The sequence below is a fragment of the Pseudomonas sp. AP3_22 TE3818 genome (genome assembly GCF_053628995.1).
In genome coordinates this window covers 5,385,177-5,399,478 of the sequence record NZ_JBRJHL010000001.1, presented here as the reverse complement: position 1 = coordinate 5,399,478, position 14,302 = coordinate 5,385,177, and the positions used below count along the sequence as shown (strand labels likewise).

The following is a 14,302-nucleotide window of genomic DNA, read 5'->3' as shown; positions in this document are numbered from 1 at the left end:
CCATCGGATTACTGGCCCGCTTTTTTCAACGCATCACGGGTCAAGCGCCTCGACAGTTGTTTTTCGTCATCGCCCAGATCGACCAACAGCCTGTCGAATGTCGCCTCGCTGATCGGCTCATCGGCGAACACCACCGTCGCGGGCACCGGCAGATCGTTCATCAGTTCCTTGAGCCGGTTGCGCAATTGGGCTCGTTGCAGGTCCGACGTGGATTCAACCCATTCCCGCTGGGTGGATCGCAGGGTGGTGAGCGCGTCGAACTTGCTCTGGAACAGCTGTTTGTTGGTTTCGATCTGTGTCGGCCAGGTACGCTCCAGATAGTCCTGCCAAAACTGCTGTTCGAGCATTTTGTCGACCAGACCATCACCTTCGCCCAATGCCAGAACAGTCTCGTAGGCCTGATCGATCATGGCGTCGGTCACACCGGACACCGGTCGGAACAGCATGCCTTTGGATTGCCAGGGCAATTTCAAGCGATCGGCCAGGCCGGTCTGGTAAGCCAGATAGATCTCGACATCGTCCGGGTTACCGCCACGATCGGCGACATCGGCCCGGGCAATCTCGTTGACGTGCTCCAACCGCGCAGCGCCTTTGGCCAGGGTCACCAGTTTCTGCTCCAGCTGCGCCGGGTCGGTGGAGTACGACCAGGCCTCGGAGGCGAGCACGTTGATGCCCATATGGTTGAACAACTGCGCCCCGGCATCGGCGCAATCGACCGGTGCGATGGCCATGGTGTAGAGCTTTTGCCGCAGGTCGGTATCGATGTAGACCGCATCGAGCATCCGCACCACGCGCTGCATCAGTTGCTGGCGTGCCTCGCCGCCGAGGCGAAAGTCGGCGGAGTTCTTCGTGAGCTGCACTACGTTCAGGAACCGATGGGATTGCGGGTCGTCGGTCAGTTCAATCCAGTGAGTTGCCCGGTCTACTCCCCAACCGGGTACATCGGTCCAGGTATTCGGGTCGGTGATGTTGATGGCCACAGTTGCTTCACTGTGAGGGGGCACCAGGGGTTCGGGCGGTAACTTCAGCGAACGACGAATGTCCTGGTAGCGCAGTTGGTTCAGCTCCGACAGATTGGCGACATCCAGCCGGGTACGCGCCACGACCCAGGCTTGCGGTGATCCAGCAACGACTTCGGGTATCTGGCCGATGGGGTTGTCCCGCAGGTCCAGCAGGAAGCCGCGCGGTCTGGTTTTGGCCAGTGTGCCTTCAGGCCAGGTGGTCAGTCCGGTTTTTTTCAAGGCCACGACTTTCAGCCTTGGCATGCGACCAATGTCGGGCGACAAGGTCAAGGGATTGCCATCGAGCCTGAGGATTTCCAGATAGGTCAGGGCTTTGAGTTGTTCAACAGCGTTGGCGTCCAGCACGATTGCGTTGTCGCTCAGTTGCAGCCGTTCCATTCGGTGCAAAGCGCCGATGCTTTTGGGCAGGCTCGTCAGTTCGCAACGGCGGGCACTGAGCTGGCGCAGGTTGGGAAACGATTTGAGTAAACCATTGGCCTCGGCGGAAAAACGCGTGTTGTCGAGTTTCAGCACGGTGATCCTGTCGAGGAATTTTTGCAGCTCTGGTGGACGTTTTGCCCACCAGGTTTCCAGGTTCAAGGGCAGCATCTCCCTGGAGAGGTCGAGCGAATATTCATCCGGATTGGCACGGTTGCCGATTTCGCGGGTCTTTCTCTGGAAACTGTCGATCAGGCGCTCAGCGATGTGCTGGCCGCCGCCATCACGAAATTCATTGCTGCCCGGACCCCAGGCGGGTTCTTGCTGGTACTCCCAGCGATTGAGGATCACGCGCAGTTCATCGAGATCGTCTTCCCGCTGCTCGATGGCTTGCATCGGCTCGCCTTTGGCGATCAAGGCGTCGGCAAAGGCCTCGACCTCGCTGTCGCTGAAGTCTGGATGCAGGTCGAGGATGCGCTCGTGCAGGGTTTCACCGGCCCGGCTGGTGAACGCACCACGCACCAGCAAGACGGTCTGGTGCTCGGCCACGGCGCGGATCGGCGGCGCGGCGAGAATCGTGCGACGTTCGTTGAGGGGTTCGATCTTCGCCATGACCCACTGCCTGAAGCGTTCGGCGTCGCCGGGCTTGTAGCCCAGAGCATTTTGTCCATTGCGTGCGGTGGCCTGCAGCATGGCTTCAAAAAAACCGACCGCAGCATGAATCGGCTGATCCGCGCCGTCGCGAACCGCATATTTCCCCGCGTTGTCGCGAATCAACACCCGCACTCGCGATGCCTGCTCGGGCCCGGCGCTGCACCGAAGTTCACCGTCGAATGTACCTTCGCGGATTTCAATTCGCAGGTCGCCAAAGGTATCGCTGTTGATGCGCAAGGTGCCCAGCACCAAACGCTCGGTGTCGATGTTGCTCAAGGCGTCATCGTACAAACCATGAGCGGCACGCACTGATTGCGTCTCGAATTGCAGTTCTCGCGCCTGGTTTTTCAGGCGTAGCGGCAGGCGTTTGTTCTGCTTGATCTGCTGGCGTTCTTTGGCGCTGGCGTTGGCGAGGATTTTTTCCGCCACCGTCCCGGGCAGATCGGGGAATTCGCTGAACAACAAGGACGTGTCGGCGGGTAATGCGGGAGCCTTGGGAGCAGATGAGCCCAGGCGTTGCAGGGTATCGGTCAGCAGAGGCGGCGGCGAGGCGTTGTCCATGTGCATCCGGCGCAGGGCGGCCTCGTGGGTGCCGCTGATCTGACGAATCTGTTCCAGTTGTTCGTTGTTGAAGGCGTGGGTGGTGTGACCGATGCGCCGCATCAATGTCGGGCCTTGCCATTCGCGCGGGTTTTCCGTTTCGCTGACCCAGGCACCTTGACCGTTGTGACGCAAGGTCGGTGCGTATGCATCAGCGCGTTGCGGATGCTGGATGCGGTGTTGACCGGTGACCGGATCTTTCTTCACTTCGAAGTGCTGATCTTCCAAGCGCAGAATGTGTTGGTCCTGATGCGGGTAGAGGCCTAGCGCATCGGGTTTCGCGTCCGTCGGCAAGGCTGGGGTTTTCAGCTGATAAGGCGACAGGTCGGGGTTCCACAAGCGTGTCTGACCATTGGCCAGTTGCACCGGTTTCAAGCTTTCGAAAAACGGTGAGAGTTTTGCCCGCGCGACGTTGCCAATCGCCCCCCCTGCAGCAAACACACCCAGTTGAACAACACTTTCCAGCACACCGATGGCCTGTTCTCCCGCCTCGGCCGCGCGGCCTTCGGCCAGATCGACGAGGCCCTCGACCACTTCGTCGGTCAATTGATAGGCGGTGTAGGCCAGCATCATTTCGCCCAGGCCTGGCACGAAGGGCGTCACCACCATCAACGCGACATCGAGAATGTCCGAAAGTATTTTTTCCAGGTTGTCCCACCAGGCCCAGCGGGCCATGCGGTCGGCGTATTCGGTGGAAATCGCGATCTCCCGCGCGTCGTTGAGAATTTTGTTCAGGCTTGTTTGGTAAACGTATTCCCATGGGTCGCCGGTATAGCGGATCTGGCGATCGTCCTTGAACTTCATGATGTGAAATTGCAGGTCGGGGTTATCCACAGGGGTCTCGCGCCAACTCGGCAGGTTGGAGCCCGGTGGAGCCGGCCGCCATTTCACCTGGCTCAAGCGTTCACTCAACCTGGCAAAAAAGTGCCCGCGTTGATGGTGGGCGACAAACCGGCTGAAGAACTGCCGGTAGTTGGTATCGGGCGTGGCGTTGCGTAGCTGACGGGTCAGCTCCGCCATGAATTCCAGTGACGACGGATACTCCTTGAGCGGGTGTTCCGGGTCGTGCGGGACATAGGCGATCAGCGGCGCAGGCGTGGTGCCAGAGAGCGACTGGTGAGTGATCAGCACAATGCCGCTCAGGGCTGTGTCCATCATTACCAGGGTGTAATAGCCGACGGGTTGACCATGCCAGCGCAAACTTTCGCGACCTTCAAGGAGGCCCAGAGTGATGTCATACCCCTGCTGGCTGATGTCTTTTTTCATCAGGGCCATGTGGGCCGCGACTTCAAGTGCACGTTTCTGGTTAAGAATGACTTTGTAGCGCAGCACGTTGCTGGCCACGGGGTTGGTGGAAAGCAGCGTTTCGCGCAAATGCTGTTCGTATCGGGAGCCGATGTTCAGTTCGCGGCACAGTGACTTGAACTGATCGATGCTGATTTTGTGCTTCAGTTTCTTGACCGCGAAGTGTCCGCGCTCGTTGGGCCGGGTGATGAATTCCGAACCGCTGGCGAAGGTCTCGTCACTGGCAAAGTTATGCAGTGCCGCATCGAGCACGGAAACGGTTCGGGTTTGAGCGCCTGGCACATACAGGCGCAGCCAGGTCTCCTCGACGTCATCGTCCACACCGAAACGGTTTTTCAGAGCCTGTTGCAGCAAGGGTTTGGCGAAGGCGTAGACGTCTTGTAGATGGCTCAGCATCTGATCCACGTCGTTTTGTGCGTTCCAGGCCTGCTGCACTTTATTTTTAAGGTTTTGGTGGGCCGCGGCTGACCCATTCCTGTGCCATTCGGGCAGCGTCAGCCTGACGGTTTTCAACGCTTTGACGCGAGATGCCGAAGTCTTCAGTAGCCAGGAAGGGATGGCTTGTTTGATCAATTCGAAGTGGGTGCTTTTATCAGTCGCGGTGGTAAGCGCCTGCTCTGACCGATGAAGTGTCAGGGGGGGATTGGGCATTATTTGATCGTCCGTTGATCATGGATGGAGCGATCAGACTAGGCAGGCGGCAGTCCCAAAAAAAGCGCAAAAACCGGTTCGGAACGACGTCGATTGCGCCCCGAACCCGGTAAAAATCAGGAGTGAAAAATACATGGTTACCGCCACGCGGGCGTATCTGCCGATCCATGCCTAGCGGCGGGCGGTTGCCTCGGTTGTCGCTTTTGGCTGGCACATCGTGTGGGTGCCCGGTTGCAGGTACGGCGTCAGGATCGGCGCCATGCCCTTGAGCACCTGCACCGGCAACGCCGAGGTGAAGGTGAAGTTCTCCGCCGAGCGGCCCGGCACGAACGCCGTCAGCGTGCCGAAATGGTTATCGCCGATGTAGAACACGAACGTGGCCGTGCGGTTGAGCGATTTGGAACTCAGGATCCGTCCGCCCGAACCGATGGCCTCGATGCGGTTGTCACCGGTGCCGGTCTTGCCGCCCATGGCCAGCGGGGTTCCATCCGGCAGTTTGAAACTGCCAGCCACGCGTTTGGCCGTACCGGCATCCACCACTTGCGAAAGGGCTTCGCGCATGGCCGTGGCGACTTCGGACGGCATCACCCGTTTGCCGACGTCGGGGTCATTGATCAGTTGGGTTTCATAGGGTGTGTGCGCGGCGAAATGCAGGCTGTCGATACGCAGGGTCGGCATGCGCACGCCATCGTTGAGGATGGTGCCGATCAATTCGGCCAGGGCTGCCGGGCGGTCACCGGAGCTGCCGATGGCAGTGGCCAGCGACGGCACCAGGTGGTCGAACGGATAACCGACGTTCTGCCAGCGCTGGTGAATGTCGAGGAATGCCTCAATCTCCAGCATGGTGCGGATGCGACTGTCACGGGCGCCCTTGTGCCGGCTTTTGAACAGCCAGCTGTAGACCTCCTGGCGCTCGAACTGACTGGCTTTGACGACGTCGCCCCACTTGGCATCGGGGTGATTGAGCAAGTAGCCCATCATCCACAGGTCCAGCGGGTGAACCTTGGCGATGAAGCCCTGGTCCGGCAAGTCATAGGCACCTGGACCGTAGGCTTCGTAGAGCCGCACGAGACGTTCGTCAGTGAGTTTTTCCGTGAGCTTGGCACCCGTCAGGTGCGAGCGCACGAAGGCGTTGAAGCTTTCCTGGCTGGCCTGTGGCAGCAGGTAGCGATGGACGGCGGCCATGCGGATCGGCGTCGGGCGCATGCCGTCCAGGAAGGTTTCGAGGCGTTCCTGGGTGTCCTTGTTCCTGTACTTCTTCCAGAACTTGAGCAGGAACGAAGTGCCTTCGCGGTCGGCGAACTCGGCCAGGTATTCCTGGCGCCGCGGGTCGCGGTCGTCCTTGAGCAGTTCGGCACTGCTGTTCGGACCGGAATAGGTGGTGTAGCGCACCAGGTCCCGCATCAAGCGAATGAACGGCAGGTTGATCGACTCGCGCAAGGCGTCGCGCAGGGTTGGTATCCGGCCGTTGTCTTCCTTGCGGAAGTTGTGGAACACATGCAGGCCGCCCCCGGTGAAAAACGCCTCGCCGGGGCTGGCGGAGTATTTGCGGTCCAGGGCTGCGCCGAGCATCTTTTGCAGGTCGCGGTCCTTGTTTTCGATCAGGTAATCAACCGCCCAACGGCTCAGGCGGTCCTGATCCGGCACCTCGACTTTCTTGAGTTCCGGAACGGCCATGCCGGCGTATTTGTCGTGCAGTTCAGCGATGATTTGCAGGTAGGTGGTCAGCACGCGCATTTTCGCGGTGGAACCCAGTTCCAGTTTGCTGCCTTCATTGATGTCGAAGGGCTGGTCGGTGCTGTCGGTCTGTACCCGAACCCGCGAGCCGTCCGGCGTCAGTTCGAACAAGGTGAAGCTATAGCGCACCTGGGTGGTGCTGGTGGTGGTCAGCAGGCGTTCGCCGATCAGGCCGATTTGCGTGGCAAACGCAGGGTCGGCGAGTTTTTTCAGGTACTCGGTGGCCTCCGATTGCAACTCGCCTTGCAGGGTGCTGGTGGCGGAGAGGTCGAGGCGGTCGAGGTCATACAGGGGACGATTGAGCATGCCGGCCAGACGGCTGCGCGCCACGCTGATGCCCTTGTTGGTTTCGATCGGTTGCATGGTCGGCTGGGTGGCCCAGTCGCGGTAGGTCACTTTGCTGGCCAGGGCGGCGGCGGCGAACTCGGCGTCGATCACATGGTTTTGCGCCAGCAGGCGAATATGGCTGTCGGTGAGGTCGGCCAGTTCATCATGGCCCTTGGTCAGGTAATGCGACGGGCGGCGCTGGGCAATCATCAACGACAGCATTTCACGCAAGGCCAGGCCTTTTTCCGCCATGGTCTTTGGATCCGTCGCGGTGCTGTTCAGCACCTTGTTGGCGCTATCGAAATCGGAGCCGTACCACACACGCAACCCCTCAGCCATGCCATGCACTTCACCGTGGCCCGGTACGGCGGACAACGGCACGCTGTTGAGGTAGTCGCGAACCACGTTCTGCCGCGCTTCCAGAGTTTGTGGCCCGGCCTGATAGGCACGTACGGTGGCAGAAATCATCTGGCGAATTTTTTCCGCGCCATTGACCGTCAAACCATCGGGGGAATGCCGGTACTTCTCCAGTTGCGTGGCCAGGGTACTGCCACCGGCGGACTGGCCGGGCACGTGCAACAGCTTGGCCAACTGGGACCACGCCGCCATGCCGAACCGCGGCCAGTCCACCGCCGGGTTGGCGAGCGGCTGCCTGGGATCGAGCAGGAAGCGGTTCTCGATGAACAGCAGGCTGTTGACCACCACCGGCGGGATCGAGGCAAAGGTCGAGTAAAGCTGTTGCGGGTAGTTGTACTGGTACAGCGGTGCTGCGCGGCAATCGGTGATCGACAGCCCGGCCTGGATTTTCTCGGCATAAGGCACGAACAGGCCCTTGTCGGTGTACTTCAACAGTTCCGGAGAAAAGCGGGTTTGCGCCTCAACGACGAAGTTGCGCTTGATCAGGCGCGGCAGGAATTCATCCAGCGAGCTGTAGCCCAGGCGCCGATCGAACGGGCCGTCGCCCGGATAGCGAATCGCATCGCTGGGGCCGGGTTTGAGCTCATAGTTCAGTGACGCGGCGTATTTGCTGACTTCCCGGGCCTGGAACCTCGAGGTGCGCATCTCCCTCATGGCGGCCAGCCCCACGACGATCGCGATAATCAACAGCAATAGCCAGAACGCTCCCCATCCGTGCCTGGAACGACGGGGTTTTTCAGGTATAGGCGCTTCATCCACACTCTCAGTCGGAACCACGGTTTTACTCGAATCGGTTTGCCACAAAGCGCCCATAGTCGATTGATCCATTCACGCAGATTGATCGGACTTGACTCAAGCTTAGACGGTGGTTGGCGAGGGTGAAAAAAATGTGCAGGGCAAAATGATGCACGGACGCACCGATAATCAGGCCAATTGAAGCACTTGTGGCGAGGGGGCTTGCCCCCGTTCGGCTGCGAAGCAGTCGCAAACTCGGTAACCAAGGTGTGCCAGGCTTTTATCGGTTGCAGGTTTTAGCGCCGCACCGCCCCGTTGCGCTGCGAAGCGGCGCTAAAACCTGCGACTGGTGATTGTCTGGTACACCGCGTTTTCCTGTTTTGCGACTGCTACGCAGTCGAACGGGGGCAAGCCCCCTCGCCACAGATGCTGCTGCGGCTGAAGCTTGGTGGGTGGTCTGTAAAGGCCGAATTAGAGCCTTTTCCAGGGTAAATACGGCTTTGGCAGGGGCATGACGATGCACCATTGTTGTGCAATACTCGGCGTCGCTTTTCCCACTGATCTTGCGGGTTTTTCCTACAGGACGGCGTTGCCCACGAGGCAGGGCCGGTTCGGGATGCGATGGCTTATCGGCCTGCGCTTCGCCACTCGGTGGTCATATCCAATAACAAGACGAGGTTGTTCCCCATGCCCGTAGGCAATCACCTGCCCCAAGGCGAGACCGCTCAGGGCGGTCCGCTCAAACGTGAACTCGGCGAGCGGCATATTCGCCTGATGGCACTCGGTGCCTGTATCGGCGTCGGCCTGTTCCTGGGCTCGGCCAAGGCCATCGAAATGGCCGGCCCGGCCATCATGCTGTCCTACATCATCGGCGGTCTGGCGATCCTGGTGATCATGCGCGCCCTCGGCGAGATGGCCGTGCACAACCCGGTAGCCGGCTCGTTCAGCCGTTACGCCCAAGACTACCTGGGCCCGTTGGCGGGCTTCCTGACAGGCTGGAACTACTGGTTCCTGTGGCTGGTGACCTGCGTCGCGGAAATCACGGCCGTGGCGGTGTACATGGGCATCTGGTTTCCCGATGTACCGCGCTGGATCTGGGCGCTCGCGGCGTTGATCAGCATGGGCTCGATCAACCTGATCGCGGTCAAGGCTTTCGGTGAGTTCGAGTTCTGGTTTGCCTTGATCAAGATCGTCACCATCATTGCGATGGTGTTCGGCGGCATCGGCATCATTGCCTTCGGTTTCGGCAACGACGGCGTGGCCCTGGGGATTTCCAACCTGTGGACCCATGGCGGCTTCATGCCCAACGGCGTGCAAGGCGTGTTGATGTCCCTGCAAATGGTGATGTTTGCCTACCTGGGCGTGGAGATGATCGGCCTGACCGCCGGTGAGGCGAAGAACCCGCAGAAGACCATTCCGAACGCTATCGGCTCGGTGTTCTGGCGGATTCTGCTGTTCTACGTCGGCGCGTTGTTCGTGATCCTGTCGATCTACCCGTGGAATGAAATCGGCACCCAGGGTAGCCCGTTCGTGATGACCTTCGAGCGCCTGGGTATCAAGACCGCCGCCGGCATCATCAACTTCGTGGTGATCACGGCGGCGCTGTCGTCCTGCAACGGTGGCATCTTCAGTACCGGGCGCATGCTCTACAGCCTGGCGCAGAACGGCCAGGCCCCGGCCGGCTTTGCCAAGACCTCGAGCAACGGCGTGCCGCGTCGTGCATTGCTGCTGTCGATTGGCGCGTTGCTGTTGGGCGTATTGCTGAACTATCTGGTGCCGGAAAAGGTGTTTGTCTGGGTGACGGCCATTGCCACCTTCGGCGCAATCTGGACCTGGGTGATGATCCTGCTGGCCCAGCTCAAGTTCCGCAAAGGCCTGAGTGCCGGCGAAGCGGCCGGCCTGAAATATCGCATGTGGCTGTACCCGGTCAGTTCGTACCTGGCGCTGGCGTTCCTGGTGCTGGTGGTCGGCCTGATGGCGTACTTCCCGGACACCCGCGTGGCGTTGTATGTGGGGCCTGCGTTTTTGGTGCTGCTGACGGTGTTGTTCTATGTGTTCAAGCTGCAACCGACCCATGTGTCGCAGGGTGCGGTGCGTTCGGTTTCCTGAGTCGTAACGCTGAAACTTGTAGGAGCGAGCCTGCTCGCGATGGTCGTTAACGATTACGCGTCTTTTCTGGCTAAACGCGGCGCTCTTGAGTCCATCGCGAGCAAGCTCGCTCCTACATAAGGCGGTCCAGTGCGGGCACAGTTTGCAGCGATCGATTCAAGCGCTTGTTGAACTCAAGCCAGGTTGCCAGCAACGCCATCAACCCGGCACCCACCAGTGCCGTGAAGATCTGCATGGCAAACGCATCGTCGGTCAGGGCATTGACCATGTCCGCCAAGGGCGCCAGCAGCACGCCCAGGCAGAAAATCTCCAGCGAGAAACGGCCCATGCGGCAGCTTTGCTGCGCCAGCCAGTTTTGCGTCCATCCGTTGTCGGGAATCAGTTTCGCCGTGACGTAGGCCAGTGCGAGGAAGTGCAGCAGGCGCACGGGGGACAGGTTGGTTTTGCTGATGGGGTAGAAGAGGTTTTGCAGGCTCGCCGGCACCACGGCATTGTGCAGGTCCGGCCATCGCCACAGGACAGTCAACACACCGGCGACCACGACGTACAGCGCCGCACTCACAAACAAGGGCTGGCGTGCCAATGGTCGGGTCTCGGGCAAGCGCGGGCGCTGGCTGTGAATCGCAGCGGCACCGCCGAGCACGAACAGCAACTGCCAGGCGACCGGGTTGAAATACCACACGCCGTCCTTGATGGCCGCCAGGTTCCAGCCCGCCAGTGGCACCATCAGGTACAGCGCCACTGACATCGCGACCACCACCCAGGCCTTGCGCACCAGTATCGGCAGCACCAGGGGCAGCCCGGCCAGCAGCACGATGTACAGCGGCAACGGGTCCATCAGGTTCGGCTTGAAGCGCAACAGCAGTTCGTCGATCAGGGCCTGCTGAGGGTTGCTGATGAAGTGGTGCATGCCCATTTCCTCCACCAGATCCCGTGTTTCCACGTGGCTGTTGGCGAAAAACACGATGCCCATCAGCATCGCCAGCAGGAAGATATGCACCACATACAGCACCCACGCCCGGCGCAGGATTTTCACGCAGGCGATCAGAAAGCCTTCGCGCGCCAGGACTTTGCCGTACGCCAGCACTGCCGCATAACCGGCCAGAAACACGAAAACCTCGGCCGCATCGCTGAAGCCGAAGTTACGCAGGGTGATTTGTCCCAAAGGGTTGTGGGGCACGTGATCCCAAAAGATGAAGATCAGTGCCAGACCACGAAAAAAGTCGATCCGGTGATCGCGCGCTAACGTCATGACAGCAGGCTCGTATCCGCGAGTGAAAATGGGAATGGCTGCGGGTGCAAAGGGCCGCGCGCCAAGTCGGCGGCGCGCAGGGTGGCGTGATTCGCAGTGAATTGCAAAACCGGGATATTACCGGATGTCTCGGGCGTTGCTCCAAAGCTCAACCGCTGGTCTGAAAGGTCGGTCAATCTGCGATTTCTGACAGCAGACAGGCTCAAATACTCATAAGTGCAACGTTCTTCAAACGGGAGCCTCACATGAGACTGTTGTGGAAAGGGCTGTCCAGTTACACGGTGATCGGGGTCGCCAACACCCTGATTCACTGGCAGATCTTTTTCCTGTTGAGCGTGGCGGCCGGCCTCAGTCAGGCGATCAGCAATCTGAGCGCCTTCTGCGTGGCTGCGTCGTTTTCCTTCTACATGAACGCGCAATTTACCTTTGCCGCCAGTGGCTCGATCGCCGGTTATCTGCTGTTTCTTCTGGGCATGGGGACACTGAGCCTGGGCGTCGGTCACCTGGGTGATGTGTGGCGCCTGCATGGCCTGCTCACCGTCGTGCTGTTTTCCGCGTTGAGCCTGGTGTTTGGCTTCCTGTATTCCAAGTACGTGGTGTTTCGCGAGCGTGATCAATGAAAATCTCGCTCATCGTCCCGGTATTCAACGAGGAGCAGTCGATCAACCTGTTTTACCAGGCGGTGCGCCACGAGTTGAAACTGGGCGACGCCGAGATCGAGATTGTGTTCATCAACGACGGCAGCTCCGACCGCACAGCCGAACAGGCTACGGCACTGGCCGAGGCGGATGAGCAAGTGCTGCTGATCAATTTCTCGCGCAACTTCGGCAAGGAACCGGCCCTGTTTGCCGGCCTGGAGCACGCCAGCGGCGATGCCGTGATTCCCATGGATGTCGACCTGCAGGACCCGATCAGTGTCATCCCGCTGTTGGTCGAGCAATGGCAGAAGGGCGCCGATGTGGTGCTCGCCAAGCGCCGCAATCGGGACGTCGACGGCTACCTCAGACGCCACAGCGCGTCGATTTTCTACCACGTGCTCAATCGCATCGCCTACACCCGGATCGAGGAAAACGTCGGGGATTTCCGGCTGATGGATCGCAAGGTGGTCGACGTGATCCGTTCCCTGCCCGAGCATCAGTTGTTCATGAAAGGCGTGTTGTCGTGGGCCGGGTTCAACACCGTGATGGTGGAGTACGAGCGGGCCGGGCGGGTGGCGGGGAGCAGCAAGTTCAATGGCTGGAAGCTTTGGAATCTGGCCCTGGAAGGCGTGACCTCGTTCAGCACCGTGCCGCTGCGCTTGTGGACTTACGTTGGTGGCGCGGTGTCCGTTTTTGCGGTGCTTTACGCGGTGTACATGGTGCTGGACAAGATTTTCTTCGGCAACAACGTCCCCGGGTATCCGTCGCTGATGACCGCGATCCTGTTTCTCGGTGGCGTCCAACTGATCGGCATCGGCATCCTCGGCGAGTACATCGGTCGCATCTATATCGAGGCCAAGCACCGGCCGCGTTATGTGATCAAGGACATCGTCGGCGGCAAAGACCGGGGCGGGCACTAGCATGGGCCGTTTCAGCGACTTTTTTCTTCGCGAGCTCAGCCGGCACCAGGTCTGGCGGTTTTTTCTGCTCGCCACCCTGGTGTATGTCCTGCCGTTGATCCTCGCGGATTATCCTTACATCGACGACAACTGGCGCTCGCTGGCGGCGGGCATGGCCTGGTCCGAACAGGGTCGACTTTTCGCCCAACTGTTCTACAACGCGCTGACCTTCAGCCATGCCGCGCCGAACATCTTTCCCTTGCCCCTGCTGATCGCCACGTTGGCCATGGCGGCCGCGCTGACCAGTCTGACCTTCCATTACTTTCGCCAGCCGACCGTCGCTTGCTGCCTGGTGCTGTTGCCGCTCTGGTACAACCCGTTCTTCCTGCAGAACCTGTCCTATCAATACGACGGTCCCGCCACGGCCTTGAGCCTGGTGGCGGTGATCTACGCCATCACCTTTCGTCACCCGTGGCGCAGCGTGCAATGGCTGGTGCCCTCGTTTCTGATTGCACTGGCGCTGGGGTTGTATCAGATCAGCCTGAATGTGTTCCTGGGCCTGTGTTGCCTGGAATTGCTCAGGGCCGCCAACGATAAAACCGCCCCGGTGCCATGGCGCGAACTGCTGGGCTGGAAAGCCGCCCAGGTCATCCTCGGCGGGTTGATCTACAGCGTCAGCGCTTATCCGTTCATGGACTCCAATCGCACGTTGCTGCTCGATTGGACGACGCATCCTTTATTGCAGATCCAGATCAACATTGCCCGGGTCCTGGAGAAAGTCGTGCTGCTGTTCAATGGTGGATGGCTCTGGGTGTTCGGCGGGTTGCTGTTGTTGGCGATAGCGGGGGCGGTGCGGCTGGGACTGAACGTAGCGGCGCGTCAGGACGATGGGCTGAAGAAACTGTTGATCGGCGTGATGTGCTTGCTGACATTGCCGGTGGTGACGCTGCTGGTGTCCGGTGTCGCGCTGTTTTTCCGCGACTTCAACGAGGGCGCCCGCACCTTGATGGGCTTCGCTGTGCTGCTGGTGTTGCTGTGCTATTTGAGCCATCTGGCGCTGGCGTCGATTCATGAGCGACTGGCGCTGTTGTTGATCATTCCGCTGCTGGCCATGCTGTCGCTGTCGTTTGCCTATGGCCGGGTGCTGACGGTGCAGAAAACCTTTGCGTCCACGGCACTGGCCAGCCTTGCGTACGACATTGCCAGCCACCAGTCGCTGCGCGAGGCCAGGCGGATTTACCTCTCGGTGACTTACTCCGACTATTGGTTGGCGGCGGCGGCAGGCTCGTTCAAGCAGATGCCGGTGCTGCACTACCTGCTCAACATCGACTTTTACATGCTGGCCGAGAACCTGCCGAAAGCGGGCATCACCAATGTGGTGGCGGAGCGCGAGCGGCGCAATGCGACGCGGGTTGGCTATCAGGGCTATCCGGCGCTGGTGGACAGCCAGTTCTACCGGATTTACCTGATTGGCGATTACGGTTTTATCGTGATGAAGGAGCCGGCCCCGAGCAAATCGCTGCGGTGGTGACGGGCGCA

7 protein-coding genes are annotated in these 14,302 nt (G+C 60.0%); 4 read left to right on the top strand and 3 right to left on the bottom strand.

Annotation, left to right across the window (positions count from 1 at the left end; genetic code table 11):
• Nucleotides 1-8 precede the first annotated feature (8 nt).
• Both AB7M25_RS24625 and AB7M25_RS24620 read right to left on the bottom strand, forming a co-directional pair.
• Entirely contained in the window at nucleotides 9-4,649 is a 4,641-nt protein-coding gene (locus AB7M25_RS24625; protein ID WP_454238091.1) for a dermonecrotic toxin domain-containing protein, read from the bottom strand.
• Nucleotides 4,650-4,820: 171 nt separating this feature from the next.
• Nucleotides 4,821-7,943 carry a transglycosylase domain-containing protein gene (locus AB7M25_RS24620; RefSeq protein ID WP_454238090.1) on the bottom strand — a complete coding sequence of 1,041 codons (3,123 nt, stop codon included), beginning with the start codon at nucleotides 7,941-7,943 and terminating at the stop codon, nucleotides 4,821-4,823.
• Nucleotides 7,944-8,552: 609 nt separating this feature from the next.
• Between AB7M25_RS24620 and AB7M25_RS24615 the strand changes: the two genes are divergently transcribed.
• Nucleotides 8,553-9,974, top strand: a complete 1,422-nt coding sequence (locus tag AB7M25_RS24615; protein ID WP_454238089.1) for an amino acid permease — start codon at nucleotides 8,553-8,555, stop codon at nucleotides 9,972-9,974.
• 112 nt (nucleotides 9,975-10,086) lie between these two features.
• Here the strand turns inward: AB7M25_RS24615 and AB7M25_RS24610 are convergent, their stop codons facing one another.
• Nucleotides 10,087-11,226 (bottom strand): OpgC family protein, encoded by a 1,140-nt coding sequence (locus AB7M25_RS24610; protein WP_429385714.1) that lies wholly within the window; start codon nucleotides 11,224-11,226, stop codon nucleotides 10,087-10,089.
• Nucleotides 11,227-11,471: 245 nt separating this feature from the next.
• Here AB7M25_RS24610 and AB7M25_RS24605 point away from each other — a divergent pair, with 245 nt between their 5' ends.
• The 3 genes from AB7M25_RS24605 to AB7M25_RS24595 are packed head-to-tail and all read left to right on the top strand — an operon-like array spanning nucleotide 11,472 to nucleotide 14,294.
• On the top strand, nucleotides 11,472-11,846 hold the full coding sequence (locus tag AB7M25_RS24605) for a GtrA family protein (RefSeq protein WP_429385716.1): 375 nt from the start codon (nucleotides 11,472-11,474) through the stop codon (nucleotides 11,844-11,846).
• Nucleotides 11,843-12,784, top strand: coding sequence for a glycosyltransferase family 2 protein (locus AB7M25_RS24600; protein ID WP_454238088.1), 942 nt, complete (start codon nucleotides 11,843-11,845; stop codon nucleotides 12,782-12,784). The genes AB7M25_RS24605 and AB7M25_RS24600 overlap by 4 nt, the downstream gene beginning before the upstream one ends.
• 1 nt (nucleotide 12,785) lies before the next feature.
• Nucleotides 12,786-14,294 (top strand): glucosyltransferase domain-containing protein, encoded by a 1,509-nt coding sequence (locus tag AB7M25_RS24595; RefSeq protein ID WP_454238087.1) that lies wholly within the window; start codon nucleotides 12,786-12,788, stop codon nucleotides 14,292-14,294.
• The last annotated feature ends 8 nt before the right edge of the window (nucleotides 14,295-14,302 follow it).

Excerpts from the sequence above, each read along its gene's own strand:
- AB7M25_RS24595 (WP_454238087.1), top strand. The coding sequence starts at position 12,786 with ATGGGCCGTTTCAGCGACTTTTTTCTTCGCGAGCTCAGCCGGCACCAG.
- AB7M25_RS24600 (WP_454238088.1), top strand. The coding sequence starts at position 11,843 with ATGAAAATCTCGCTCATCGTCCCGGTATTCAACGAGGAGCAGTCGATC.
- AB7M25_RS24615 (WP_454238089.1), top strand. The coding sequence starts at position 8,553 with ATGCCCGTAGGCAATCACCTGCCCCAAGGCGAGACCGCTCAGGGCGGT.
- AB7M25_RS24620 (WP_454238090.1), bottom strand. The coding sequence starts at position 7,943 with ATGGGCGCTTTGTGGCAAACCGATTCGAGTAAAACCGTGGTTCCGACT.
- AB7M25_RS24625 (WP_454238091.1), bottom strand. The coding sequence starts at position 4,649 with ATGCCCAATCCCCCCCTGACACTTCATCGGTCAGAGCAGGCGCTTACC.
- AB7M25_RS24605 (WP_429385716.1), top strand. The coding sequence starts at position 11,472 with ATGAGACTGTTGTGGAAAGGGCTGTCCAGTTACACGGTGATCGGGGTC.
- AB7M25_RS24610 (WP_429385714.1), bottom strand. The coding sequence starts at position 11,226 with ATGACGTTAGCGCGCGATCACCGGATCGACTTTTTTCGTGGTCTGGCA.